This window comes from Bradyrhizobium retamae (assembly GCF_001440415.1).
In the GTDB taxonomy this organism is placed as follows: Bacteria; Pseudomonadota; Alphaproteobacteria; order Rhizobiales; family Xanthobacteraceae; genus Bradyrhizobium; species Bradyrhizobium retamae.
Genome location: NZ_LLYA01000068.1, coordinates 1 through 24,917 on the forward strand (window position 1 = coordinate 1; position 24,917 = coordinate 24,917).

At 64.4% G+C, this 24,917-nt stretch carries 23 protein-coding genes and 1 tRNA gene; 10 read left to right on the forward strand and 14 right to left on the reverse strand.

Going from position 1 to position 24,917, the window contains the following annotated elements:
• Positions 1 to 326: 326 nt before the first annotated feature.
• From purH to CQ13_RS09990, 3 genes are all read right to left on the reverse strand, one after another.
• Entirely contained in the window at positions 327 to 1,919 is a 1,593-nt protein-coding gene (gene purH / locus CQ13_RS10000) for a bifunctional phosphoribosylaminoimidazolecarboxamide formyltransferase/IMP cyclohydrolase (protein ID WP_057842688.1), read from the reverse strand.
• 105 nt (positions 1,920 to 2,024) lie between these two features.
• Positions 2,025 to 3,740 carry a heparinase II/III family protein gene (locus CQ13_RS09995; RefSeq protein WP_057842689.1) on the reverse strand — a complete coding sequence of 572 codons (1,716 nt, stop codon included), beginning with the start codon at positions 3,738 to 3,740 and terminating at the stop codon, positions 2,025 to 2,027.
• A gap of 163 nt (positions 3,741 to 3,903) precedes the next feature.
• Positions 3,904 to 5,253 carry an RsmB/NOP family class I SAM-dependent RNA methyltransferase gene (locus CQ13_RS09990; RefSeq protein WP_057842739.1) on the reverse strand — a complete coding sequence of 450 codons (1,350 nt, stop codon included), beginning with the start codon at positions 5,251 to 5,253 and terminating at the stop codon, positions 3,904 to 3,906.
• 159 nt (positions 5,254 to 5,412) lie between these two features.
• Between CQ13_RS09990 and CQ13_RS09985 the strand changes: the two genes are divergently transcribed.
• A complete protein-coding gene (locus CQ13_RS09985) occupies positions 5,413 to 5,622 on the forward strand; it encodes a DUF1674 domain-containing protein (protein ID WP_057842690.1) in 210 nt (69 codons plus the stop codon).
• Between the two features lie 48 nt (positions 5,623 to 5,670).
• A complete protein-coding gene (locus CQ13_RS09980) occupies positions 5,671 to 6,270 on the forward strand; it encodes a thermonuclease family protein (RefSeq protein WP_197427293.1) in 600 nt (199 codons plus the stop codon).
• A gap of 48 nt (positions 6,271 to 6,318) precedes the next feature.
• On the opposite strand, the gene CQ13_RS09975 is transcribed toward CQ13_RS09980, so the two are convergent.
• Both CQ13_RS09975 and acs read right to left on the reverse strand, forming a co-directional pair.
• Positions 6,319 to 6,831 (reverse strand): L,D-transpeptidase, encoded by a 513-nt coding sequence (locus tag CQ13_RS09975; RefSeq protein WP_057842692.1) that lies wholly within the window; start codon positions 6,829 to 6,831, stop codon positions 6,319 to 6,321.
• A 323-nt stretch (positions 6,832 to 7,154) separates the two neighbouring features.
• Complete coding sequence (acs, locus tag CQ13_RS09970) at positions 7,155 to 9,107, reverse strand: acetate--CoA ligase (protein ID WP_057842693.1); 1,953 nt, start codon at positions 9,105 to 9,107, stop codon at positions 7,155 to 7,157.
• Between the two features lie 370 nt (positions 9,108 to 9,477).
• Here acs and CQ13_RS09965 point away from each other — a divergent pair, with 370 nt between their 5' ends.
• A complete protein-coding gene (locus CQ13_RS09965) occupies positions 9,478 to 10,629 on the forward strand; it encodes a DNA topoisomerase IB (RefSeq protein WP_057842694.1) in 1,152 nt (383 codons plus the stop codon).
• A gap of 106 nt (positions 10,630 to 10,735) precedes the next feature.
• Here CQ13_RS09965 and CQ13_RS09960 read toward each other — a convergent pair whose 3' ends face one another.
• Genes CQ13_RS09960 through tsaD form a run of 3 tightly spaced genes read right to left on the reverse strand, consistent with a single transcriptional unit; the run spans position 10,736 to position 13,207 of the window.
• Complete coding sequence (locus tag CQ13_RS09960; protein ID WP_057842740.1) at positions 10,736 to 11,149, reverse strand: EVE domain-containing protein; 414 nt, start codon at positions 11,147 to 11,149, stop codon at positions 10,736 to 10,738.
• A 2-nt stretch (positions 11,150 to 11,151) separates the two neighbouring features.
• Positions 11,152 to 12,132 (reverse strand): NAD(P)H-dependent glycerol-3-phosphate dehydrogenase, encoded by a 981-nt coding sequence (locus CQ13_RS09955; RefSeq protein ID WP_057842695.1) that lies wholly within the window; start codon positions 12,130 to 12,132, stop codon positions 11,152 to 11,154.
• A gap of 1 nt (position 12,133) precedes the next feature.
• The gene (tsaD, locus tag CQ13_RS09950) at positions 12,134 to 13,207 is read right to left on the reverse strand and encodes a tRNA (adenosine(37)-N6)-threonylcarbamoyltransferase complex transferase subunit TsaD (RefSeq protein WP_057842741.1); all 1,074 of its coding nucleotides are present in this window, start codon (positions 13,205 to 13,207) and stop codon (positions 12,134 to 12,136) included.
• A gap of 132 nt (positions 13,208 to 13,339) precedes the next feature.
• On the opposite strand from tsaD, the gene CQ13_RS09945 reads away from it, so the two are divergent.
• The 5 genes from CQ13_RS09945 (at position 13,340) to CQ13_RS09925 (ending at position 17,927) form a co-directional block, all read left to right on the forward strand.
• Complete coding sequence (locus tag CQ13_RS09945; protein ID WP_057842696.1) at positions 13,340 to 14,095, forward strand: uroporphyrinogen-III synthase; 756 nt, start codon at positions 13,340 to 13,342, stop codon at positions 14,093 to 14,095.
• A gap of 111 nt (positions 14,096 to 14,206) precedes the next feature.
• Positions 14,207 to 15,427 (forward strand): COG4223 family protein, encoded by a 1,221-nt coding sequence (locus tag CQ13_RS09940; RefSeq protein WP_057842697.1) that lies wholly within the window; start codon positions 14,207 to 14,209, stop codon positions 15,425 to 15,427.
• Positions 15,428 to 15,435: 8 nt separating this feature from the next.
• On the forward strand, positions 15,436 to 17,214 hold the full coding sequence (locus CQ13_RS09935) for a heme biosynthesis protein HemY (RefSeq protein WP_057842698.1): 1,779 nt from the start codon (positions 15,436 to 15,438) through the stop codon (positions 17,212 to 17,214).
• 93 nt (positions 17,215 to 17,307) lie between these two features.
• A tRNA-Thr gene (locus CQ13_RS09930) sits at positions 17,308 to 17,383 on the forward strand.
• Positions 17,384 to 17,510: 127 nt separating this feature from the next.
• The gene (locus tag CQ13_RS09925) at positions 17,511 to 17,927 is read left to right on the forward strand and encodes a hypothetical protein (RefSeq protein WP_063800057.1); all 417 of its coding nucleotides are present in this window, start codon (positions 17,511 to 17,513) and stop codon (positions 17,925 to 17,927) included.
• 75 nt (positions 17,928 to 18,002) lie between these two features.
• On the opposite strand, the gene CQ13_RS09920 is transcribed toward CQ13_RS09925, so the two are convergent.
• Entirely contained in the window at positions 18,003 to 19,031 is a 1,029-nt protein-coding gene (locus tag CQ13_RS09920) for a polysaccharide deacetylase family protein (RefSeq protein ID WP_057842700.1), read from the reverse strand.
• Positions 19,032 to 19,237: 206 nt separating this feature from the next.
• Between CQ13_RS09920 and CQ13_RS09915 the strand changes: the two genes are divergently transcribed.
• Both CQ13_RS09915 and CQ13_RS09910 read left to right on the forward strand, forming a co-directional pair.
• On the forward strand, positions 19,238 to 19,516 hold the full coding sequence (locus CQ13_RS09915) for a hypothetical protein (protein ID WP_156433601.1): 279 nt from the start codon (positions 19,238 to 19,240) through the stop codon (positions 19,514 to 19,516).
• 230 nt (positions 19,517 to 19,746) lie between these two features.
• The gene (locus CQ13_RS09910) at positions 19,747 to 19,968 is read left to right on the forward strand and encodes a hypothetical protein (protein ID WP_057842701.1); all 222 of its coding nucleotides are present in this window, start codon (positions 19,747 to 19,749) and stop codon (positions 19,966 to 19,968) included.
• A gap of 21 nt (positions 19,969 to 19,989) precedes the next feature.
• Here CQ13_RS09910 and CQ13_RS42750 read toward each other — a convergent pair whose 3' ends face one another.
• From CQ13_RS42750 to CQ13_RS09890, 5 genes are all read right to left on the reverse strand, one after another.
• Positions 19,990 to 20,163 (reverse strand): hypothetical protein, encoded by a 174-nt coding sequence (locus CQ13_RS42750; RefSeq protein ID WP_156433602.1) that lies wholly within the window; start codon positions 20,161 to 20,163, stop codon positions 19,990 to 19,992.
• Entirely contained in the window at positions 20,160 to 21,563 is a 1,404-nt protein-coding gene (locus tag CQ13_RS09905; RefSeq protein WP_082637395.1) for an amidase, read from the reverse strand. The genes CQ13_RS42750 and CQ13_RS09905 overlap by 4 nt, the downstream gene beginning before the upstream one ends.
• 31 nt (positions 21,564 to 21,594) lie before the next feature.
• A complete protein-coding gene (locus tag CQ13_RS09900) occupies positions 21,595 to 22,944 on the reverse strand; it encodes a TRAP transporter large permease (RefSeq protein ID WP_057842702.1) in 1,350 nt (449 codons plus the stop codon).
• Complete coding sequence (locus CQ13_RS09895) at positions 22,941 to 23,546, reverse strand: TRAP transporter small permease subunit (RefSeq protein ID WP_057842703.1); 606 nt, start codon at positions 23,544 to 23,546, stop codon at positions 22,941 to 22,943. The genes CQ13_RS09900 and CQ13_RS09895 overlap by 4 nt, the downstream gene beginning before the upstream one ends.
• A gap of 117 nt (positions 23,547 to 23,663) precedes the next feature.
• Positions 23,664 to 24,785, reverse strand: a complete 1,122-nt coding sequence (locus CQ13_RS09890) for a TRAP transporter substrate-binding protein (RefSeq protein WP_057842704.1) — start codon at positions 24,783 to 24,785, stop codon at positions 23,664 to 23,666.
• Positions 24,786 to 24,917: the final 132 nt, after the last annotated feature.

Sequence of the window (24,917 nt, forward strand, 5' to 3'; positions counted from 1 at the left end):
CCGTGAGACGGGCGGAGTTATGCGACTGATTTGGGTGAGAACGAAAGCGGAATATCTTTGATTCCCAAGCTTGACACGATTTCTGAAAATCAGAAGTGGTTTGCCCCTCGGCTTATCTTGTCCCAGGTCGTTGCATGATTGCGGCATGATTGCGCTTGCGTGCGCGGCAAATCAGTTCGTCGTCCTGGGCAAGCGAGCAACGCGAGCGCGATCCGGGACCCATACGCCGCGGCGTGGGTAGACGGCCTCCGTCAACAACGCAAACCTGTGGTTATGGGTCCCTGCGCCGAGTGTGCGATTGCGCACGGAGGCAGGGACGACGCGCATCAGTGCCTGAAATGCCTGACGCCGGTGAACACCATGGCGATGCCGTGGTCGTCGGCGGCCTTTATTACTTCTTCATCGCGCATCGAACCGCCGGGCTGGATTACCGCCGTTGCGCCGGCTTCGATGCAGGCCAGCATGCCGTCGGCGAAGGGGAAGAACGCATCGGATGCGACGACGGAGCCTTTGGTCAGCGGTTCAGCGAGCTTCATTTCGGCCGCAGCATCCTGTGCCTTGCGGGCGGCAATACGCGCCGAATCGACCCGGCTCATCTGGCCGGCGCCGATGCCCACAGTGGCGAGATCCTTGGCGTAGATGATGGTGTTCGACTTGACGTGCTTGGCGACGCGGAAGGCGAATTTGAGATCGCGCAGTTCGGCGTCGGTCGGCGCGCGCTTGGTTGCGACTTTGATGTCCATGTCCTCAACCACCGCATTGTCGCGGCTCTGCACCAGCAAGCCGCCGGCAACCGTCTTGGCGGTCAGGCCGACCCTGCGCGGGTCGGGCAGGCCGCCCGCGAGCAACAGGCGCAAATTACGCCTGCTGCCGATGATCGAGATCGCCTCTTCGGTGGCGTCGGGGGCGATGATCACTTCGGTGAAAATGCCGATGATGGCGCGTGCGGCCTCCGCATCCAGCGTGCGGTTGACTGCGATGATGCCGCCATAGGCCGACGTCGAGTCGCAGGCGAGCGCGCGGCGATAGGCGGTGACGAGATCAGGACCCTCCGCAACGCCGCAGGGGTTTGCATGTTTCACGATAACGCAGGCGGCCGTGCGCTTCGGATCGAATTCACCGACGCATTCGTAAGCTGCGTCGGTATCGTTGATGTTGTTGTAGGACAGTTCCTTGCCCTGCAACTGGCGCGCGGTGGAGACGCCGGGCCGCTTGTCGGGTGTCGCATAAAACGCCGCGGTCTGGTGCGGATTCTCGCCATAGCGCAAGGACTGAATCAACCGGCCGCCAAAGGCGCGGAAATCCGGCGCGTTGTCCTTGAGCTGCGTAGCAAACCAGTTCGAGATCGCGGCGTCGTAGGCGGCGGTGCGCGCATAGGCTTTTGCGGCGAGGCGGCGGCGCAACGCGAGCGTCGTTGCGCCCTTGTTGGCGGCGAGTTCGTCGAGCACGGCCTGATAGTCCTGCGCCTCGACGACGACGGCGACGTCGTCGTGATTCTTTGCCGCCGCCCGGATCATCGCGGGCCCGCCGATATCGATATTCTCGATGCAGTCTTCGTAAGCAGCGCCTTTGTCGACGGTCGCCTCGAACGGGTAGAGGTTGACGACGAGCAGATCGATCGGCGCGATGCCGTGCGCCTTCATGGCGTCGGCGTGCTCCTTGTTGTCGCGGATCGCGAGCAGGCCGCCATGCACCTTCGGATGCAGCGTCTTGACCCGGCCGTCCATCATTTCAGGGAAGCCGGTGAGTTCGGAGACATCCCTGACCTTCAACCCCGCGGCGGCGATCGCCTTCGCCGTGCCGCCGGTCGAGACCAGCTCGACGCCATGTCCTGCCAACGCCTGGGCAAATTCGATCAGGCCGGTCTTGTCGGAAACGGACAACAGGGCGCGGGTCACGCGGCGCGGATGGTCGGTCATGGCTGGATTCCTGGCTGTTAAGGCCAGCCCGGTAGCATGGATTGGCCGGTCATGAAACCGCCAGAAGGCGCCAAATCCGGGTGTGGAAATCTGGCCGGGAAGGGCTCAGAGCGGCAATTCCGGCTCGCGCCGCGCAGTGCGCCGGGCGTTGGTGGCGCTTGCCGACGTGCTTGAGCGGACAAAGCTCCAGCGGATCGAGGAGGCGTGGCGGGAATCCTGGCGGATCACGATCTGGGCGGTGCGGCGCGGGCCGTCATTGCCGGCCAGAAACACGCTATCTTCGAGATCGACCTTGTCGTCGAGCGCCTCGAAGGTCCAGACGTCGCGGTTGGGCAATACCAGCATGACGCCGCGCGCATCGCTGAGGCGGCTAGCCTTCACCGCGGGATGAAGATGAAACCGCAGCGCAAAATCGGTCTCCGCGCCCTTGATGCGCGTCCCCGGCGCCGGCGACACGGTGTCCTCGCCGTCGAGCCTTGCGCCGTCATGGGAGATCATCAGCACCCGGCGATGCACGACGCCGAAGCGTGCGAGATAGCCGTCATGCGAGGTGGTCAGGAGATCGCCGTCGCCCACCGTCTCGCGGTAGCTTTCCACGTTGACCGGACCGCTGACGACCGGCGCGCCCTGCAGCAGGCGTTTCATCGCCGACAATTCGACGAACTGGCATGAGGACGCCTCGTGATAGGTCAGGGTCGAATGCGCCGCGGTGCTGCGGGCAAAGGTGCGCCAATTATCCCTGCCGGTCGAGGGCATCCCGCAATTGACCACGATCCGGCTCGACCCCGAAGACAGTTCGAACGAGAGACACCCGGCGTGCGCTTCCTGGCTGACATTCGGCGGCGGCGGCGGGCCGCTATCGATGATGACGGTCGTCGTGCCGGCGTCGAGGCGCTGGAAGCCGGTATGCGGCATGTTCGCCATCGGCACGCCGTGCGTGTCGTCATAGGCGAGCAGCGTCGCCACCAGGTCCGAGGGGGCGTTGCTCATGCCGTTGAACAGCGCGAAGCTGCCATCGCCATGACGGAAGAAGCGCAGCATCGGCATCATGCGGTCGATCGCATTCAACAGCGCGGGCGGCGGCGCGATGTTGCGGGCGGCAAAGGTCTGGCGCAGGGGCAGGAGGTCGCTGAGCAGTTCGACCAGCGCGCCGGGGTTGCGCGAAATATGCCCGCCGTCGGGCTGGATCTGGCGCTGCAATTCGTCGGAAAGCCGTCGCGTCGCGGAGCGGATGTGTCGCGCCTGATTGGCCAGGCACAGCGAGGCGTAGCACAGCGCGATCAGGACCTGCAGCCGCGGCACGCCGTCGGCGATGTCGAGCATCGTGTAGCGAAGATATCGAATTTCGCGGGTCAGCCCGCGCAGATATTTGCGATAGAATTTTCCGTCGGTGTCGCCGAGCACCAGCGGCGCCTGCGACAACAGCGAGATCACGCGGCGCGCCAGCACGTCGGGGCGGCGTTCGAGCGGCCGCTTGCGCGCCGGATTCGAGATCCAGTCGTCGACCAGCGAGCGGGCATTGGCGCGGGTCAGCGCGGTGTCGGCGGCGCGCAGGTGCCGCAGCCAGCCGAAGCCGAGCAGCGCGACTTCCCAATCTTCCGACGGCGGCTCGAGATCGAATATCGAGCGGCCATGGCAGGTGACGATTTTGCCGGCGAACACGAAGCGGCCGGCATAGATTTCCGCGGCGCGGGTGGCGTCGGCGGTGCGCAGATCGTGCGGAGCGATGATCAGCCGGTCGGCGCGGCCCGGCCACAGCCGCGATACCGCCACCGTGACGCCGGTCGCGCGGGCGATCACGGTCCGCGCCGAGCGGCTCATGATAAGCGTCGAGATGCGTCTGCGTTGAGCGACCGACACGCCGTGCCTTGGCTTAAGGAGGGGAGGGGTATTCTGGCGAATCCTTTTAATCCGGAAACGCCGGTAAGACACCATCTTGAAAATCGACGAATCACCCCGAAGGCAGGGTGATTCCGGTCTAAAATCAGGTTTTAACCAGCCGCGCCGCGTAAAATCCATCCAGCCCGCCGAGCCGGGGGTCGTCATGGGGCAAATGGCAGGGAAGGGTGCGTAAATCGCCGCTTGCGGTCACGATTTCGCTGAGGCCTGCGACCTCGTCCACCTCGACCGGGACACGGCGCATGCCCGGTTCGGCAGCGAGCAGGGACGCGACCGCCTGTTCGCCTTCCTCGGGCTCCAGCGAGCAGGTACAATAGACCAGCGTTCCGCCCGGCTTGAGCAGGGCGACCGCCTTTTGCAGCAACCGTTTCTGTAGCGCGGACAGCGCCGCAATGTCGGCTTCCTGACGCAGCCAGGCGACATCGGGGTGTCGGCGGATGGTGCCGGTGGAGGTGCAGGGTGCATCCACCAGCACGCCGTCGTAACCTCCATTGCCGCTGCCTTGCCATTCGGCCGCATCGGTCACGATGTCATCGGCCTGTAGCGAAAGCCGGGCCAGATTGTCGCGCAGCCGCGCCATGCGCGCCGGCGAGCGATCGACCGCGGTGACGCGCGCGCCGGCGTGCGCGAGCTGCGCGGTCTTGCCGCCGGGCGCGGCGCAGAGATCGACGATGCTCTTGCCGGCGCAATCGCCGAACAATCGCGCCGGCAGCGCGGCGGCGGCGTCCTGCACCCACCACTGTCCCTCGGAGAAACCGGGCAGCATGGTCACCGAACCCTGCAGCAGCGTACGCACGGTTCCGGTCGGCAAGGCTTCGCCATGCAGGCGGCTCGCCCATTGCGCCGCGTCCGTCTTCACGGTGATGTCGAGGGACGGCTCGTGGCCGATGGCGCGCGCCATCTCGCACGCGGTGGTCTCGCCATAGGCGCCGATCCAGCGCGTCAACAGCCACGGCGGGACATCAAGCGTCTGCGACTTGACTTCCTCGATCAGTGGCTGTCCCTCGCGGGCGCAGCGGCGCAGCACGGCATTGACGAGGCCGGCATACTTTGCGGCGCGGCGGTCCGATTGCACCAGCCGCACCGAAAGATCGACGGCGGCGTGATCCGGCACGTCCATCCAGAGAATCTGCGCCGCGCCGATCAGAAGCGCGCTCTGTGCCCGCGGCGCATCCGTCGGAATGCCGCGATCGAGCAGGCGCGACAGCAAATGGCCGAGCGTGCCGAGCCGCCGCAGGATCGTCGCCACCAGCCGCCGCATCAGCGCGCGATCGCGATCGGCGAGCGCCTTCAGTCCGGGATGGGCGCCTGCGCCGTCGAGCTGGTCGTCGAGGGTGCGATGCTTGTGCAGCACGCCGTCGAGAATATCAGCTGCGATCCGCCGCGCCGCGAGGCCGGGCACTTCTGAAGGTACTGCGAATCTTGAAGAGGGCATGAAGCAGGAATATCTCGGAAGGCGGAAAGGTTTCGGCTCATGCCAATGAAATGAAACGCTCATTTGGCATGCGAATATGCCAAATGTAAGAATCGCCACAGACAATTTCCCGATTGTGATGTCATCTGTGCGCTCATCCCGTGCTATGGGAGAGCTGCGATGACCGACAATTCTTCATCCCCCGCGCCGGTTGCGGAACGCAAGAAGCTGACGCCCGCAGCCGAGCGCGCGCTTGCCGAGGCCGAAGCGCGCCGCAAGGCCACTGACGCCTGCGCCATGCCGCAGCAGAAGGAATTCCAGGGCCCGAAGGGCCCGGAACCGACCCGCTACGGCGATTGGGAGCGCAAAGGGATCGCTTCGGATTTTTGACCGCACCGGCTCTTGCCGGACGACCCGACTCAGCTCTTAGTCGGGAACATGCCTCCATACGAGAAGATAAATGCTTACCGGACCTCGCGCCGGGGTCCGCGGCGCCGCTGGTTTGCGGCGGCCTTGCCGTGGATGTTCGTGTTTTGCGTGGCGGCGGCGACGACGCTGCCGGTGCGGGATTGGCTACGCCGGTCGTTGCCTGACTTTGCCGACAGCCAGGCGGCGCGCGATGCCGAGATGGTCTGGAAGCACTCTGGAAGTCCTGACATGCGCCATCCCGTCGATGTCATTCGGACCATCGATGGCGACACGTTTGAGGCGCGGGTGTATTTGTCGCCCGGCGTTGAGCCGACCACGCGCGTACGCCTGCGCGGGATCGACGCGCCCGAATTGAAGGCATCGTGCCCTGGTGAATTGCAGATGGCGGAGGCGGCGACCGGTGCGCTGCGCGCGCTGCTCGGCGAAGGCGGCGTCACGATCTTCAACATTGGACCGGACAAATATAGCGGCCGGGTCGTGGCGGAGGCCGCGACCCGGCGCACCGGGAATATTTCGACCGCCATGCTCGCGGCAGGTCATGCACGCGGCTATGGCGGCGGTCATCGCAACGGATGGTGCGCGAACGCGGGCCAGGCACTGCCGAAATGAAAAGGCCGCGCGATCGCGGCGGCCTTTGCGTTCAATTCAATCCGAAGATCAGTGCATGACGGTCACCGTCGTTCCGACCGGCACGCGTTGATAGAGATCGGAGATGTCGTCGTTGAGCATGCGGATACAACCGTAGGACACGAAGCCGCCGACCGAGCCCGGCACGTTGGTGCCGTGAATGGCATACTCGCCGCCGGCCAGCGTCATCGCCGCGACGCCCATCGGGTTGCGCGGCGAGCCGCCGGGAATCACGTCGGGCATATAGGGCTTGTCGCGCCTGACTTCGCTCGGCGGCGACCAGGCCGGGTTGAGATACTTGCCGTCGATCTTTGTGGTGCCCAACCATTGCTTGCCGGCCTTGCCGACGCCGACCGGATAGCGCATGGCGCGGCCGGACTCGAGAATGAGATAGAGACGTCGCTCGCCGGTCTTCACCACGATCGTGCCCGGCGCGTACTCGCCGCTGACATCGACCAGTTCCGGCCTCGCTTGTGCCTGCGACGACATCATAGTGCCCGCAGCCAAGGTGGCGGCCAACGCCACCGCAATCCACTTCGACATTCCCCAGCTCCGCCTTTGCCCGCCCCTCTCGGGGGCCCTCAAATGTCCTTTCAAGCCTTGACGGCCTGCTGTCTCGTCCACGCGTTTTCAGTTTAGTCGCGCGAACTGACCGGCTGGTTTCAACGCCAGCCTTCGAGATTGTTTTCGATGGGGGAACCAAGGGAATGTTCGAATCAAAGTAAATGACCGTAAAACAACACGCAGCGGCGAAAAGCCCAGTGAGGCGGGCTCGCCACTGACAAACGCGTGGGCGATGGGATTGCCGCAAAACTCGGCATTGCCTCGTCCCGGGTCCGGGACGAGATGCTTGCTTCAGCGGCGTGCTACGCCGGTGCGCCCTTCTTGTTCTGCCGGTTCTTCACGAGGTCGTCGACCACGGCGGGGTCGGCGAGCGTCGAGGTGTCGCCGAGGCTGGAGGGTTCATCCTCGGCGATCTTGCGCAGGATGCGGCGCATGATCTTGCCGGAGCGGGTTTTCGGCAGGCCCGGCGCGAACTGGATCTGGTCGGGGGACGCGATCGGGCCGATGTCCTTGCGCACCCAGGCGACCAGCTCTTTCCGCAGCTCCTCGGTCGGCTCGGTACCGGCCATCAACGTCACATAGGCGTAGATGCCCTGGCCCTTGATATCGTGGGGATAGCCGACCACGGCCGCTTCCGACACCTTGGCATGCGCCACCAGCGAGCTCTCGACTTCGGCGGTACCCATGCGGTGGCCCGAGACGTTGATGACGTCGTCGACGCGGCCGGTGATCCAGTAATAGCCGTCGGCATCTCGGCGGCAGCCGTCGCCGGTGAAATACTTGCCCTTGTAGGTTGTGAAATAGGTCTGCTCGAACCGCGCGTGGTCGCCATAGACCGTGCGCATCTGCCCCGGCCAGGATTTGGCGAGGCAGAGATTGCCGGTGCATTCGCCCTCCAGCACTTTGCCGTCGGCGTCGACGATCTCCGGCACCACGCCGAAGAACGGCCGCGTCGCCGAACCCGGCTTGAGTTTTGTCGCGCCCGGCAGTGGCGTGATCAGGATGCCGCCGGTCTCGGTCTGCCACCAGGTGTCGACAATCGGGCAGCGGCCGTCACCAACCACGCGGTGATACCATTCCCATGCTTCCGGATTGATCGGCTCGCCGACCGAGCCGAGCAGGCGCAGGCTCTTGCGCGAGGTCTTCTTCACCGGCTCGTCGCCGCTTTGCATCAGCGCGCGGATCGCGGTCGGCGCGGTGTAGAAGATATTGACGTTGTGCTTGTCGATGACGTTCCAGAAGCGCGAATTGTCCGGATAGTTCGGCACGCCCTCGAACATCAGCGTGGTGGCGCCGTTCGCCAGCGGCCCATAGAGAATGTAGCTGTGGCCGGTAACCCAGCCGACGTCGGCGGTACACCAGTAGATGTCGCCGTCGTGATAGTCGAACACGTATTGATGCGTCATCGCCGCGAACACGAGATAGCCGCCGGTGGTGTGCAGCACGCCCTTGGGCTGACCGGTAGAGCCCGATGTATAGAGGATGAACAGCGGGTCTTCCGCGTGCATGTGCTCGACCGGGCATTCCGTCGTTACCAGCTTGGCCACTTCGTGGTACCAGAAATCGCGCGTCGGATTCATGTCGACCGGTGCGCCGGTGCGCTTCACGACGACAACCCAATCGACGCCACCCGCTTTCTCGATCGCCGCGTCGACATTTGCTTTCAGCGGCACCTTCTTGCCGCCGCGCAGTCCCTCGTCTGCGGTGATGACGACCTTGGACCGGCAATCGGTGATGCGTTGGGCGAGGCTATCCGGTGAGAAGCCGGCGAACACCACGGAATGAATGGCGCCGATGCGCGCGCAGGCCAACATCGCGTAGGCGGCTTCCGGGATCATCGGCAGATAGATCGTGACGCGGTCGCCCTTCTTGACGTTTCGCGTGCGCAGGATGTTGGCCATCTTGCAGACTTCGTCGTGCAACTGGCGATAGGTGATGTGCTTGGACTGCGAGGGATCGTCGCCCTCCCAGATGATGGCGGTCTGGTTGCCGCGCTTGTCGAGATGCCGGTCGATGCAGTTCCAGGCGGCGTTCAGAACGCCATCCTCGAACCATTTGATCGAGATGTTGCCGGGGGCGTAGGAGACGTTTTCGACCTTGTGGAAGGGCTTGATCCAGTCGATGCGCTTGGCCTGTTCGGCCCAGAAACCATTGGGGTCCGAGACCGAGCGGGCGTACATTTCGCGGTACTTGGCGTCATCGACGTAGGCACGTTTGGCCCAATCGGCGGATACGTCGTAAATCTTCTCGGACATCTTTATCCTCCCACTCATTGCGGCCGGATGCTCGGCGGCCACAAATCGTCCCTGATTGTTGCAGCGATTATGCGTCGCGGGACGATGCCCGGACAAGGCGGAACGTCTGCGACCTTGGTCGGCCAGCCGGTTCCCGGCCTTGTCGCGGATCAAAGTCTGAGTATTTTTCGCGGGTCCCGCTCAGGGCAAATCAACGTTATCGGCCGAATGGCTCCCAATATTGGTATCTAATAACCGTCAATGACGGATTCGGGACTCGCAAACTGGTTCGTTACCTCCTAAATGGCCTCCCCGGGGCCGGAGGCCTCCCGGAACAAGCCATAACAAACGGCATTACCGGCGAAACAGGCGGAGCAAGGCGACAACGGACATGATGGATCAGCAGAATTTCGAGGCTACGCGGCCCGTTTCCGCCGATCCTGCCGTCGCATTGGCCGAAGCGCTCGGGCAACTGCCGAAGGAACCTGCCAAATCGTCCGCGGCAAAGCCGCGCATTATCACCGTCGAAGCGCTGGCAGAAGAACTTGGCCTCAAACTCGGCGATCAAAACGGCCTGACCATCCGCCGCATCAAGCGCGGAAAAAGCTATTCATTCATTCGCGCCAATGGCACGCAGATCCGTCACGCCGGAACGATCCGGCGCCTGCATTCGATGGCGGTGCCGCCGGCCTATCGCGACGTTCGCTATTCGGCCGATCCGAATTCGCATCTGCAGGCGGTCGGCTTTGATGCCGCTGGCCGGTTGCAATACCGCTACCACGCCGATTGGGAAAAGGTCCGCGAGCACCGCAAGGCGCATCGCCTCGCCAAACTGGTCGCGGCGCTGCCCAAGATCCGGCGGAAGGTCTCTGCGTATCTGTCGGGCGAGGAGCCGACGCGGGAGTTTGCGCTCTCGGCCGTGATCGAGTTGATCGCGCGTACCGCGATCCGTCCCGGCAACGAGTCATATGCTCGTCTCAACGGCACCCGCGGCGCCACCACGCTGCTGAAATCGAACGTCACGCTGGAAGACGATTGCCTCGTCCTGACTTTCAAGGCCAAGGGCGGCAAGGCCGTGCGCAAGGAATGCGACGCCGCCAAGCTGGTGCGCGCCATCGGCATCCTGCGCACCGTGCCGGGCAAGCGCATGTTCCAGTACCGCGACAGGTCTGGCGTCGTGCGCGCAGCCTCGACCACGGCCGTGAACGGGTTCCTGCGCGAGATCGCCGGCATCAAGATTTCGCTGAAGGATTTCCGCACGCTGATGGCATCGGCCGTGGTGCTGGAATCATTGTCGCGAATTTCACCGGCGGCGAGCGCCCGCGGCCGCAAGAAGCAGGTGCTCGAAGCGGTGCGCGCGGCGGCCGACGAACTCTCGAACACGCCGGCGATCTGCCGCAAGAGCTACGTCCACGACACCATCGTCACCGCGTTCGAAGACGGCATCCTCGAGCGCTTTGCCGCGACGATGAAAGGCTACCGCACGCAGGCGAAACGCGAGGCCCTGCTGGCGCAGGTGGTGACCGCGGCGGCGGCCGCGTAAACCGTAGCTCTTGTGGGCAAAGCGAAGCGTGCCCACCGTCTTTCCACGAGCTGTGTTCTTGAATGGTGGGCACGCTGCGCTTTGCCCACCCTACCAATGGCGCGCGCTACAGCCCGCCCATCTTGCAGACCAGCTTCCACTCTTCCGCCGTGACCGGCTGCACCGACAGCCGCGAATATTTCACCAGCGCCATGTCGGCGAGCTTCTTGTCAGCCTTGATCGCGGCCATCGTCACCGGCGTCTTCAACGGCTTGTCGGCCTTGATGTCGACGCAGACGAATTTGCCGGTCTTGTCGGTCGGATCGGGATAGGCTTCCTTGATGACTTCCGCGATGCCGACGATCTCCTTGCCCTCGTTGGAATGATAGAAGAAGGCTTTGTCGCCCTTCTTCATGTTCACCAGATTCTGCCGCGCGGTGAAATTGCGCACGCCAGTCCAGGCTTCGCCTTTTGCTCCCTTTGCGACCTGCTGGTCCCATGACCAGGCCGACGGTTCAGATTTCACCAGCCAGTACGCCATCGTCATTCCTCCGCCTTGAACGGCCGCGTCAGCAGGCCTTCGATCGCTGCGTCGATCGTCGCCTTGCCGCCGAGGATCGCCGCGACCGCATTTGATACCGGCATATCGACGTTTTGCGAAGCCGCCAGCTCGATCAAGACCGGCGCGGTGAACTCACCTTCGGCGAGTTTGTCACGGTTCGGCGGCTCGCCGCGCCCAAGCGCTATGCCAAATGCCAAATTGCGGGACTGCGGACTGGAGCAGCTCAGGATCAGATCGCCGAGACCCGACAGGCCCGCCAGCGTTTCGCTGCGCGCGCCGCAGGCGCGGCCGAGGCGAGCGAGTTCGCTGAAGCCGCGCGTGGTCAGTGCGGCCAGCGCCGAGGCACCGAGCTGACGGCCGACGACGATCCCGGCTGCGATCGCCAGCACGTTCTTGGCCGCGCCGCCGATCTCGACGCCGCGAACATCCGTGGTGTGATAGGGCCGGAAGGTTGATGAGCCCAGCGCCTGCACCAGACGGCTCGCCAGCTTTTCGTCCCTTGCCGCAAGCGTCACGGCGGTCGGAAGGCCTCGCGCGACGTCGTCGGCGAAGTTCGGTCCCGACAGGATCGCCGGGATTGCTTCCGGTATGGTCTCGGCAATGATCTCGGTCATGAAGCGGTGGGTGCCGCGCTCGATGCCCTTGGCACAGGCGACGACGGGTGTCTTTGGCTTGAGGTGCGGCGCTAGCGTCGCCGCGGCTTCGCGCAAACTTTGCGCAGGCGTCGCAAGCAGGACGATGTCCGTGCGTGCCGCGGCAGCGATGTCGGCCGTGACGCCGATACTGCTGTCGAGGCTCACGCCGGGTAGTTTTGGATTGTTTCGCGTCGTCTGCATCTGCGCGGCGCTTTCGGCGCTTCGCGCATAGAGCACGACTTTGCGGCCGGCGCGCACCGCGGCGCAGGCGAGCGCGGTGCCATAGGCGCCACCGCCGATCACCGCGACGGATTTGAAGGACGTCATGTCAGAATCCAGCGCGGGTGTTGGCGAAGCCGGCCGGCGCGGTTGCGTTGGCGTCGAGCAGCCAGCGCGCGCGCGGCGGCGCATCCATCGTATCGGTCAATCCCAGCGCCATCCGCTCCGCGCCGGCCCAGGCGATCATGGCGCCGTTATCGGTGCAGAGCGCAGGCGGCGGAATGATCAGCGTGGTCTGCGCCTTCGAGGCGACATCCTGCAGCGCCCCGCGAATAGCATGATTGGCGGCGACGCCACCGGCGGCGACCAACGCGCGGGGCGGGCCGAATTGCTCGTGAAACAATCGCAAGCCGACGCTCAGCCGATCTGCGGTCGATTCCAGCACCGCGGCCTGAAAACTGGCGCAGAGGTCGCTGACATCCTGCGGCTCCAGCGGCGCCAGGCGGTTGGCCTCATTACGAACCGCCGTCTTCAATCCCGACAGCGAGAAATTCGCATCCTGCCGGCCGAGCATCGGCCGCGGAAAGGCGAAACGTTTGGCGTCGCCACTTCCCGCCGCGCGCTCGACCTCAGGGCCGCCCGGATAGGGCAGCGACAACATCTTTGCGACCTTGTCGAAGGCTTCCCCCATCGCGTCGTCGACGGTGGTGCCGAGCCGCACATATTTGCCGACGCCGACCACGGCGACGATCTGGGTGTGACCGCCGGAGGCGAGAAACAGGCAATAGGGAAAGGCGAGCGCGCAAGTGAGCCGCGGCGTCAGCGCGTGCGCTTCGAGATGATTGACCGCGATCAGCGGCGTGTCATGCACCATCGCAATGGCCTTGGCGGTGGTGAGGCCGACAATCACGCCGCCGATCAGGCCGGGACCCGCGGCGGCCGCCACCGCCGACAATTGCGCGAAGCCCACATTGGCGTCCTTCATGGCCTGGCCGACGATGCCGTCGAGCAGGTCGACATGGGCGCGCGCCGCGATCTCCGGCACCACGCCGCCGAAACGGGCGTGTTCCGAGGTCTGCGAGCGCACGATATTGGACAAAATCTTTCCGCTGCCGTCGCGCTGGCGCTCGACCACGGCGGCTGCGGTTTCATCGCAGGTGGTCTCGATACCCAACACCAGCATCGGCTTGTCGTTGTCCAATTTGAACCCTTGCGCTATCGCCAAAAACAACGCTTCCGTAACCGGGTAGCATTACGAGGTCACAACGTGCAATCGCCTGCGCGTACCGAAACCGGTTTGGCGGAGATCTGAAATATGGCCGTTCTCGTGACGCGACCAAGTCCGGATGATGAGATGACGGCGAAGGCCCTCCGCGCGCGGGGGTTCGACGTGCTGCGCGCGCCGATGCTGCGGTTCGAGCCGGTGCCGTTCCAGGACGATGCGGACGCGACCTATGGCGCCGTTATCGTCACCAGCGCCAACGCGCTGCGCGCCATCTCGCCCCATCTTGCCGACGGCCAGCTTCTCAACCTGCCACTGTTCGCGGTCGGAGAAAATACCGCAGCGGCGGCCCGCGATGCGGGGTTTGGCGACGTGATCGCCTCCAAGGGCGACGCCGGCGCGTTGCGCGATCTGGTGCTGGCGAACGCGAAATCGAAGCAACTGAAGAAGGCGAGCCCGATCCTGTACCTTGCCGGCGCCGATCTCGCGCGCGACCTCGCCGGTGAACTCGGCGAGAAGGGTTTTACGGTGGTGACGCATACCACGTACCGGATGGTGCCCGTGCCCAACCTGCCGCGGGAAATATGTGACGCTTTCGTGGCGCATGAGGTCGAGGCCGTGCTGCATTACTCGCGGCGCAGCGCGCGTGCGTTTCTGGAGGCGGCGCGCTTCGGCGGCGTCGAAATCTCGGCATTGGCGCTGCCGCAGTGTTGCATTTCGGCAGGCGTCGCCGCGGTGTTGCGGGACGCCGGCGCGACCCAGGTCACGACGGCGGTTTCACCGGATGAAAACGCCCTGTTCGAGGCGCTGGACCGGGCGTTGCAGGCTCGATCGGGTCCTAATCTTTAAGTCTGAGCATGGTCTTATCGGAAAACCGGTGCCGCCACGGCCGGATCATGCTCTAAGACGTCTCGATTCTGCTAAGTTCCGGCATCTAACCACCTTAAGGGAACCGCTGTGATGGTCGACAACAGGCCCGAAGACACTGGATCGTTGCCCGAATCGGGTCGGCCGAAGCGTGAGCCGCCGACCATCGATCTCGATGCCTCTGAAGTGTCGAGCGAGACCAAGAGTTCTGGCGAGGCGCCATCCGAGCCTGAGGCTGAACCCGCGCCCGAGATCGCCCAAGCGCCGGTTGAGGAGGCTCCAGTTGAGGAGTCACGGATTGCGGAGCCGCGGTCCCGGCCCGTGTCGCCTTGGATCGTCGCGCCGGTTTCCGGCGCGGTCGCGGCGGCGCTGGTGATCGGCGTCGGCTGGATGCTGGGCTGGCCCGCGATTCAGCCGGCCTCCGTATCGCAGACCGCGCAGCTCAACGCCGCCGCCATCGACGGTTTGACCGCGCAAATCGCCGGCCTCGAATCCAAGGTGGGCAAACCCGTGGCCGATCCGGCCGCGGCCGCGCGCACTGACGCACTTGAAAAATCGGTCGCGACGCTGCGCGGGGAGCTCGCCACGGCGCGCGCGCAAGGCGAGAAGCTGGCATCTGCCATCAACGAGGTGAAGTCGACGCCGCGTGGCGACGGCACCGCGTCGCCTGATCTCGCCGCTTTCGCGGAACGCATCGCTAAGGTCGAGAGCCAGATGCGGGCGCAGAGCGCCGAGATCGCGCAGCAAGGCAGCAAGCTTGCCGACACGACAGCCGAAGCCAAACCTGCGGATGATATGCCGCTGCGCCGTGTGGTATCGGCAGCACTGCTCGATGTGCTGGTCAGAATCGGCGATCCCTATCCGACGGCGCTCGCCGCAGCCAAGGCGCTGGCACCAAATCCCGAAGCGCTGAAGCCGCTCGATGAATTTGCGGAGAAGGGCGTGCCGAACGCCGGCAAGCTGAGCACGGAACTGTTGGCGCTGGTGCCAAAGCTGTTGCCGGCCCAACAGAGCGCCGACACCACCGGCACCGGCATCTTCGACCGTCTGCAGGCGGGCGCTGCCAAACTGGTCAAGATCGAACGCACCGATACCGCCGGCACGGACCGCGGCGCCGTGGTGGCGCGGATCACGGCGGCTGCGCTGCGCAATGATTTCAACGAGGCGCGGCGGGAATTGAAGACACTGGAGCCGGCCGATCGCGCCGCGGCGCAATCATGGCTTGAGGCGGCCGATGCGCGCGACGCCGCGCTGGCCGCATCCCGTCAATTTGCGACTGAGGCCATGGCTGTGCTCGCCAAACCGGCGCAATAAGGATTTCAATGGTCCGGATCATTCTGTTTCTGCTGTTGATCGCGCTCGGTGCAGCCGGCGCGGCCTGGATTGCCGAGCAGACCGGCAATGTCGTGCTGTCTTGGGGCGGCTATCGCGTGCAGACCACGCTGCCGGTGTTCGTGCTGGCGCTCGGCATCGTCATCGTTGCGGCGATGATGCTGTGGGCGATCCTGCGCGGCCTGTGGCGCACGCCGCAACGGATCCGCCGCAACCAGCGCGAACGTCGTCAGGCCCGCGGCCGGCATGCGATCACGCAAGGCCTGCTCGCGATCGGCCATGGCGATTCCACGGCTGCCCGCATTCACGCGGACGCCGCGCGAAAGCACGCGGCGCATGATCCGCTGGCCCTGCTGCTGCACGCGCAATCGGCGCAGCTCGACGGCGACCGCGAAGGCGCGCAGCGCGCCTTCCGCGCCATGGCCGAGCGTGAAGACACGCGGCTGTTGGGCCTGCGCGGCCTGTTCATCGAGGCGCAGCGCGCCGACGATCCGGTCGCCGCCGTCATGCTCGCCGAGGAAGCGCTGAAGCTGTCGCCGTCGTCGTCATGGGCATCGCACGCCGTGCTCGGCTTCTGCTGCGCCAAGGGCGACTGGGCCGGTGCGCTAAAAATTCTCGACAACAATCAATCGGCCGGGCTGATCGACAAGGCGACCTATCGCCGGCAGCGCGGCGTGCTGCTCACCGCACGCGCGCTCGAACTCGAAAAGGTCGATCGCGACCTGGCGCGCGAGAGCGCGATGGAAGCGGTCAAGCTGGCGCCGACGCTGGTACCCGCCGCCGTGCTGGCGAGCAAGTTCGAGAGCGAAGCGCACCAGGTGCGGCGCTCGATGCGGCTTGTCGAGACGGCGTGGCTGGCGCAGCCGCATCCGGATCTGGCCGATGCCTATGCCCATGTGAAGCTCGGGGATTCCGCGCGCCAACGGCTGGTGCGGGTCGAGACGCTGGCGGCGAAGACGCCCGGCCATATCGAGGGCGCGCTGGCGATTGCGCGCGCCGCGATCGACGCGTCTGAGTTCACCAAGGCACGCGAGGCGCTGGCGCCCTTCATCGCTCAGCCGACGCAGCGCGTCGCGCTGTTGATGGCCGAGATCGAGCGCACCGAGCACGGCGATAGTGGCCGCGCGCGCGCATGGACTTTGCGCGCGGTGCGCGCGCTGCACGATCCGGCCTGGACTGCGGACGGCTATGTCAGCGATCGCTGGCGGCCGGTCTCCCCCGTCACCGGGCGGCTCGATGCCTTCCAGTGGCAGACGCCGGTCGCGGCGCTGCCGTCCGACAAGGCGAGCACGATCGAATCCTCCCCGTTCGAGGAAGCCATGCTGGCGACGCCGCGCCGTGCCGTGGTGATTGCGCCGCCTGAAGCCGCGGACGAGCAGCCTGCCGAGCCCACTGCTCCCGTCACGCCCGAACCGCCTGCGGCACCGGCCGCGCAGGACAATGTGCCGCCACCTGCGGCCGCCGCCGAAGTGCCTCCCGCCGAGGCCACTCGCCACGAAGCGGCCACCATTCTTCCGACGCAAGAGCCGGCCCCGCCGAAGCCGGCCGAACCGGCACCAAGCCAGCCGGCCCCGTTGTTCCGTTCGCGGCAGGATATTCCAAAGACGGTCCCAGCCCCGATTCCCGCCGTAATCCCCCTCATTCGAGCCCCGGACGACCCCGGCATCGATGAGGACGGCCCGGCGGACGAATTCGCGGAACAACTCGCCCCGCCCAAGGCCCAGGCCGGCGGCTGGCGGGGATTTTTGTCACGCTGGGGCGGCAGCTAGCGTTTCGGGGCTAGCGTTTTTCTTGCCAATCGGGGCGCTGCCCGATATCAGGTGCGGGCGTTCGCGGCTAACGCCCGGACGCCGCTTCGGTCCGCCGCAATAGCTCAGTTGGTAGAGCACGTCATTCGTAATGACGGGGTCACAGGTTCGAGTCCTGTTTGCGGCACCACGCTTTTCCGAAAGTTTCCTGAATTCGTCAGCACGCACGGTCACGGCTGCGTTTGCGTGACTTGTCTCACATAAGCACCGCCCTGCCCGGCCTAGTCTCTGCCTCGACCTCAAGGGGAGACATCAACATGCGTAAGCTCATTCTCATCGCAGGATTCGTTCTGGCATCCACTGCTGCTCAGGCTGGGGATCGGAGCTTGTCGCTGGGTGGCATCGAGCGGGCGTCCGCGAAGGCTGTCGATGCACCGAAAACCGCCGAAGTCCCGCAGCCGGAACCGCCGAAATATGTCGAGCGGCCGGCGATCGAGCCCAAAGCTGAGACACCGAAGGCCGAGACTCTGAAGGCCGAGACACCGAAGGCCGAGGCGCCCAGACTGGCAGCAAAGGTTCAACAGCCGGCCGCTGAGCGGTCGAGAGCCGAGCGCGGAAGGCCCGTTGCTCGAAGAACGGCCTTAATGTCCAAGAGCATGAAACCGCGCCGCAGGCACCACTGGATTGAAGCGCGCATCGTCCGCGAGCTGCATCGCCACGGCATCTACTGGTAAACATTGCCAAAGCAAAACGCGCCCCTCGGGATTACTCCGAGGGGCGCGTTTTGCGTGACGCTTGAGCCTGTCGGCTTACTGCGAAACCGTCTGCACCACGCTGCCGATCGGACGGCTGGCAACGGCCGGCATCTTCTGGTCCTTGACCAGCATCGCGTCGTATTCGGGCAGGGTTTCGAGCTGCTGCTTGGCCTTCATCTGCACGACCCTGTAGCCGCCGGCTTTCAGGCGGCGCAGCAGCGTCGGCAAGGCCTGCGCCGTGCTCTTCTGCAGGTCGTGCATCAGGATCACGCCCTTGCCTTGCTTGTCGAGCTTGGTCATGACGTTCTGGATCACCTGGTCGGGTCCGGAAGACCTGAAGTCGTTCGAATCGACATCAACTGAAAACATCGAGATGTTGCGCGAGGCGAGATAGCCAAGCGCCGGCTGTGTGTGCGCGAGTCCCGGGAAGCGGAAGAACGGCGCGGGCGCCGTCCCCAGCGCCATCTTCACCGCGCTAAAGCCCTTCTCGATCTCTTCCTTGACCTGCGCTTCGGTCAGTTTCTTGCTGTCGAGATGGGCGTGCGACCAGGTATGCGAGCCGATGGTGTGCCCGGCGGCCGCGACCTGCTTGAGAATCTCGGGATGATACGTCGTGTGCTTGCCGACCGGGAAGAACAAGGCCTTGGTGCATTCATCCGATAGCGCCTTGAGCACGGCGGGCGTGGTCGGCCACGGGCCGTCGTCGAAGGTCAGCACGACCTCTTTCTCGGTCAGGAAGTCGAACTGCTTGTATTGCAGGAAGCCGAAGCCGGGGCCGCCGGTGGTGTCGATCACGACGGTGCGGCTGACGCCGAGTGCGTCGGGATTGGCGCAGGCCGATCGCATCGGCTGGGCTGCGGGCATGGGCGCGGGGGCAGGGGCCGGCTTCGAGAGCGAGGCCGTGGTCTCGACGTCGTCCCTCAGTGCGGGCCTGGCTGCGGCGGGCGCCGGCTCGGCCGCACGGGCGGCAACGGTTTGGGGTGCAGCCGCGTCGGTCCGCGGCGAGGAGGTCCAGAACCAAACGCCGGTTATCACCAGCGCCGTCACTACACTGGCCAGCATCAGGCCCAACGCATTACGCATCGCTACTCTTTCCACATACTCGGGATACACACGCAACGGGCCATTAATGCCAACAATGTCTTAACGTCTCGCGAACAACCGCCGGTTAGGCGAAGGAGATGAGAGGCTTATCTTCGAGTGAGGTCAGTCACAGTCGCCCCGCGGTTCCGGGCGCATGCTCCTGCCATCAACAACGGGCTCGCCTGCCGAGCCAACAGGAGCCGACAATGACCGCAATGTTGTTCAATGCCGTTCGCAAGATCAGTCCAGTGCTGGCCTTGACGATCTCTTTCGCCGCCGCGTCGTCGACCGCGAGCTTCGCCTTCACCTCTGAGCAGCAGCAGATGTGCACCGGCGACGCATTCCGCCTCTGCAGCTCGGAAATCCCGAATATTCCGAAGATCACCGCCTGCATGATCAAGCATCGCGCCGACCTGAGCGCGGGCTGCCGCACCGTGATGGATCGCGATCTCGCGGCGAAGAAGGGCAAGCTCGCCGCGCAATAGTTGGCCCACCGGCTCCCGGGAACGCTTGCGGCGATGCGACGCAGGCGTTTTTCGTTTCGCGGCGTTCACAACGCGAACGGGCAATTCACCGTTCACAAATGCGTGCGGCCGGGATTTTGGCGCACTGGATTCCCGTTTGACGCGTTTTCCCGACGCGGACCGGTTCCAACCTCGCCAGAAAACGCTATAGAGCGCGCTGATCGCGTTTCCCGGCTACGAAGGCATAACAAATGACCAAGATCCTTTTCGTCATTCCCCTGATCCTGATGGCCTCAAGCGTGTCGGCACAAACACAAAAAAGAGAGGGGCATGACGAGTGCGCGCGCGACGTCTCGCGGTATTGCCGGGCGCAGATGCAGGATGGTGATCAGGTCATTCTGGCCTGCCTGAAGCAGAACCGCTCACGGATCAGCAAGGCCTGCCAGCGGAAGCTAGCGAGCGTCGGGCAGTAAAGGCTGCGCAGCCCTTGCGGCTTATCCCGTGCCGTTCCCGTTGGTGCGGAGCGATTGATAGAAGTCGTAAGTCAACAGCGCCATCACCAACACGCAGATGATGATCAGCGGCACCGCCTTGATCCACCAGAGCATGATGCCGAGAAACGCGCAGACGCCGGCAACGCCGATCAGTCCGGTGATGAAATTCGTCATCTGTCGCTCCTTGTTTTCGCGCGACGCGCACTGGTCTTGGCACTGGTTTTGGCAGGCGCGGCTCTGTCGCGGCCGCCTTTTCCGAGAGTTTTGATTAGCCAGTTGGCTGTCCGCAGGAGCCGCGCATCGTTGCCGCGGCGTCCGATCAACTGAACGCCAATGGGCAGGCCGCTTTCCGATTGCAGCAGCGGCAGCGTCACCGCCGGCGTGCCGAGATAGGTCCACGTCGAGCAGAACACGGGGTTGCCGGTACTGTCGAGGCCGCGCGGCGCCGGGCCCGGTGCAGACGGGGTCAGAATCGCGTCGTATTCGTCAAACACGCTGTCGAGCGCCGCGTTGAGCGGTGCGCTGCTGGCCAAGGCGCGCGTGTAGTCGACGGCCGCCACCATGCGGCCGCGCTCGATCAGCGCGCGCAATACCTGGCTCAAGGATCCGACGCCCTGCTCGAAATCGGGATGCAGGTTGTGCGCCATCTCCACTTCCATGATGGTGCGGTGCATGTCGATGGCGCGCTCGAAACTCGGGCCGATCTCGACTTCGGAAACGTGCTCGCCGAGCGCTTCCGCCAGTTCGGCAAACGCCTCCGTTGTCACCTGCTCAACATGCTTCCACGCGGGCGAGCGCACGAAGGCGAACCGCGGCGGCAATGGCGGCTCGCTTGCCGCCATTTCGACAAAGGGGGGAGAGGCAAGGGGGCGCGTATCCGGATCTTCCTCGTCGAAACCTGCAAGCGTCTGTGCCAGCAGTGCTGCATCGTCGACCGAGCGCGCAAACACGCCGACATGATCGAGTGCCCGCGATAGCAGTAGCGCGCCGCTGCGTGGAATGAGACCGTGTGTCGGCTTGAAGCCAACCACCCCGCAGAAGGCGGCAGGTCGGATCACGGACCCGTTGGTCTGGGAGCCGATGGCGCCCGGCACCATCAGCGCCGCAACGGCCGCGGCGGAGCCCGACGACGATCCGCCCGGCGTGTGAGCCGGGTTGTGCGGATTTCGGGTCTTGCCGGGATTGAAATAGGCATACTCGGTCGTCACCGTCTTGCCGAGGATCACGGCCCCTGCCGCACGCAGGCGCGCCACCGCCGCCGCATCGCGGCGCGGCGTGCGTCCGGCCCACAGGCTTGATCCGAACTCCGTCGGCATGTCGCCCGTATCGAAGATATCCTTGATGCCCAGCGGCACGCCATGCAACGGGCCTGTGGCCTTGCCCTGCTTGCGACGGTCGTCGGCGGCCTCGGCCTGCCGCATCGCATAGTCGCGATCGAGGAAAGCCCACGCCTCGATGTCGCGATCGGCCTCGTCGATGCGTTTCAAGCAGTCGGCGACAAGCTCCACTGAGCTGAACCGGCCATCGCGGATGCCGGCCGCCGCTTCCGCAAGCCCGAGCGCATTGAGACTCATGCGCGTCCTTTCAGCGGTTTACCCAACCTGCTCACCGCGATCCATAGAGGTAGTTGGGCAACCACAACGTAATTTCCGGGAAGATGTAGACCAGCGCCATGGTGAGGAAGACCAGGCCGACAAAGGGGAGCGCGCCGGAGAAGATGTCGGTGAGTTTCACCTCCGGCGGCGCCACGCCCTTCAGATAGAAGGCGGCCATCGCAACAGGCGGCGTATTGAACGCGGTCTGCGTGTTCAGTGCGACCAGGATGCCGAAGAAGATCGGATCGATGCCGTAGTTGGGAAGCAGGGGCAGGAAGATCGGTACGAAGATGATGATGATCTCGGTCCATTCCAGCGGCCAGCCGAGCAGAAAGATGATCACCTGGGTCAATATCAGGAACTGGACCGGCGACAGGTTCATCGAGGCGAAGAATTGCTCGACCACGGTCTGTCCGCCAAGGACGGCGAACACCGCGGAAAACGTCCACGATCCGATGAAGAGGTAGCAGACCATCGCAGTGGCGCGCACCGTCAGATATACCGATTCCTTCATCATCGTGTAATTGAGCGAACGATAGGCGGCCGCCAGAACGATGCTCATGAGGGCACCTACCGCGGCCGCCTCGGACGGCGTCGCCAGGCCAAACAGGATCGCGCCAAGCACCGAAACGATGAGCAGCGCCAGCGGCAGGAATGACGTGGCGAGCGCCCAGATCACCGTCGCGATCGGCACGTTGGTCTGCTCGGGCGGCAGCTTCGGTGCGAGCGCGGGATTGATGATCGCGCGCCCCATTGCATAGACGATGTAAAACATAGCCAGCATGAACCCTGGAAAGAAGGCGGCCGCATAGAGCTTGACCGCCGAAACGCCGGCGGTCGCCGCATAGACGATCAGGAGAATGCTCGGCGGAATCAGGATACCAAGACAGCCGCCGGCGCAGACCACGCCTGCCGACAGCTTGGTGTCGTAGCCGGCCCGCAGCATGGCGGGCAAAGCCAGCAGCCCCATCAGCGTGACAACGGCGCCGACGATGCCGGTGGCGGTGGCGAACATTGCGCAAGTGATCAGGGTCGCCACCGCAAGCGCGCCCGGCACGTTCTTCATCGACAGTTGCAGGGAGTAGAACAGGCGGTCGAGAATGTTCGCACGTTCGATCAAATAGCCCATGAACAGGAACAGCGGAACTGCGACCAGCACGTCGCTGGACGTGACCTCGAACGTTTTCTGCACCAGAAGCGTGAAGATGCGGTTCTGGAAGAACTCCTGACCGGGCGTGTAGTAGGCGTAGTAGCCGAACGAGACGCCCATCGCCATCAGCGTGAAGGCAATCGGGAAGCCGAGCATGATGATGAAGATGAACAGGCCCAGCATCAGCATGCCGAGTTGGGGATCGGTCATGCGCCTGCTCCCCTCTCGCTCTGCTGCGCGGCCGCCTGCTGCTGCTGACGTTCGCGAATGATGAGGCTCTCGGTCTCCTCCACGTCGTGCAGGCGCTGCGGCCATTGGCCGGTACGGATGCACAGCACGCAGCGGATGATTTCAGCGAAGCCTTGCAGAAACAGAAGCAGGCCTGTGATCGGGATCAACGCCTTGAGCGGAAACACCGGCACGCCAGCTGGACTGAAGATGCTGACTTCGCGGAAGCGCACCGACATATCGGCATAATTCCAGCCCGAATACATCAAGGCCGCAATCGCCGGCAGGAAGAACAGAATGTAGAGAACGAGGTCCATGGTCGCCTGGGTGCGCGGCGACCACAGCCGGTAGACCACGTCGGCGCGCACATGACCATTGCGCGAGAGCGTATACGCCCCGGCCATCAGGAACATCGCGCCATAGGTGATGTAGCTGATGTCGAATGCCCAGGTGGTCGGCGCCCGCAGCACGTAGCGCATGAACACCTCGTAACTGACGCCGAGCGTGAGGACGAGGATCAGCCAGGCGAACGCCTTGCCGACCCAGGTGCTGAGTTCGTCGATGAAAAAAAGAAACTTCCTCATGCGAGCTGAACTCGCGGCAAGTCGCACATCCGGATGTCCCCAGTTCCTGGCTGGGCGGCGCGTCAACCGCGCCACCCTTTATTCATACCGTAGCGCCGATAACGCGCCGGGAGTTCGTCAGACCTTGAGCACGCCCGGGAAGTGATGCTCGAAGGCGCCACGGTAATCCGTCGCGTTGGTCATATTGTAGTAAACCACGCGGCGCACCCATGCCTTCTGCGAGTCCATCACCTTCTTCATGAATGGATCCGACCCGAGCTGGGCGATCAAGCCATCCCATGCCTTGATCTGCGCATCGAACACGGACTTCGGCGTCCGCTGAACGTTGACCTTGTCCTTGTTGATCAGTTCCTGGAGGTCCTTGGAGTAATAGTCCATCCCCTTCCATTCGTTGGCGGAGGAAACCGCCTCTGCAGCATACTGCAGGATCGCCTTCTGCTCGGCCGGCAGCGCATTATACTTCGTGCGGTTGAACATGATCTCGAAGTATTCCGTCGCCTGATGGTGGCTGCCCAACATGTAGTTCTTGGCGACGTCCTGCGCGCCGAAGCGCCTGTCCGATGTCGGGTTGTTGAACTCGAATCCGTCGATCACGCCGCGCTCCATGGCCGGCACGATTTCCCCGCCCGGAAGCTGCGCGACAGAGGCGCCCATCACCTGGAACAAGTCGGCGGCGAGACCCACGGTGCGGTACTTGAGTCCCTTCAGGTCGGCGTCGCTATTGATCGGCTTTTTGAACCAGCCGAGCGGCTGGGTCGGCATCGGCATCGCGAAGAAGCTCTTGATGTTGACCTTCATGATCTGGGTCTGGAGTTCTTCGAACAGCTCCTTGCCACCGCCGTTGTGAATCCAGCCGAGGCCTTCGTTGGCATTAAAGCCGAACACAGGCCCGGTGCCGAACAGCGATGCTGCCTTGTGCTTGCCGTACCAGTAGACTGTCACCGTATGGGCCGCGTCGATCTGGCCGCCATGCACGCCGTCGAATACCTGGAACGGGTGCACGACTGAGCCGCCCACCAGATAGTCGATGCGCAACCGGCCGCCCGCCATCTCGTTGACGCGCTTCACATAATCTTCGGCCATCTCGTTGAAGACGTCGGCCTTGCCCCACGAGCCCTGCATCTTCAGGGTCGCCGTCTGCGCCCGGCTGACTTGTGGCATCGCAATCGCCGCACCGCCGGCGGCCGCGGCCGTCAGGAAACGGCGCCGCGTCGTTTTTGTATCGCTACGCTTGCTCATGAGCTCCTCCCGGTTGAGATGTCGCCCGCTGTCGCCGCAGGCTTGTTTGTCTCAGCGGCAAGTCAAAGGCTTGCGCGGCATTTTGGCAAGCGGGAAGTGCGTGGACTCCTTACGAATCGCTCAAGTGGCAGG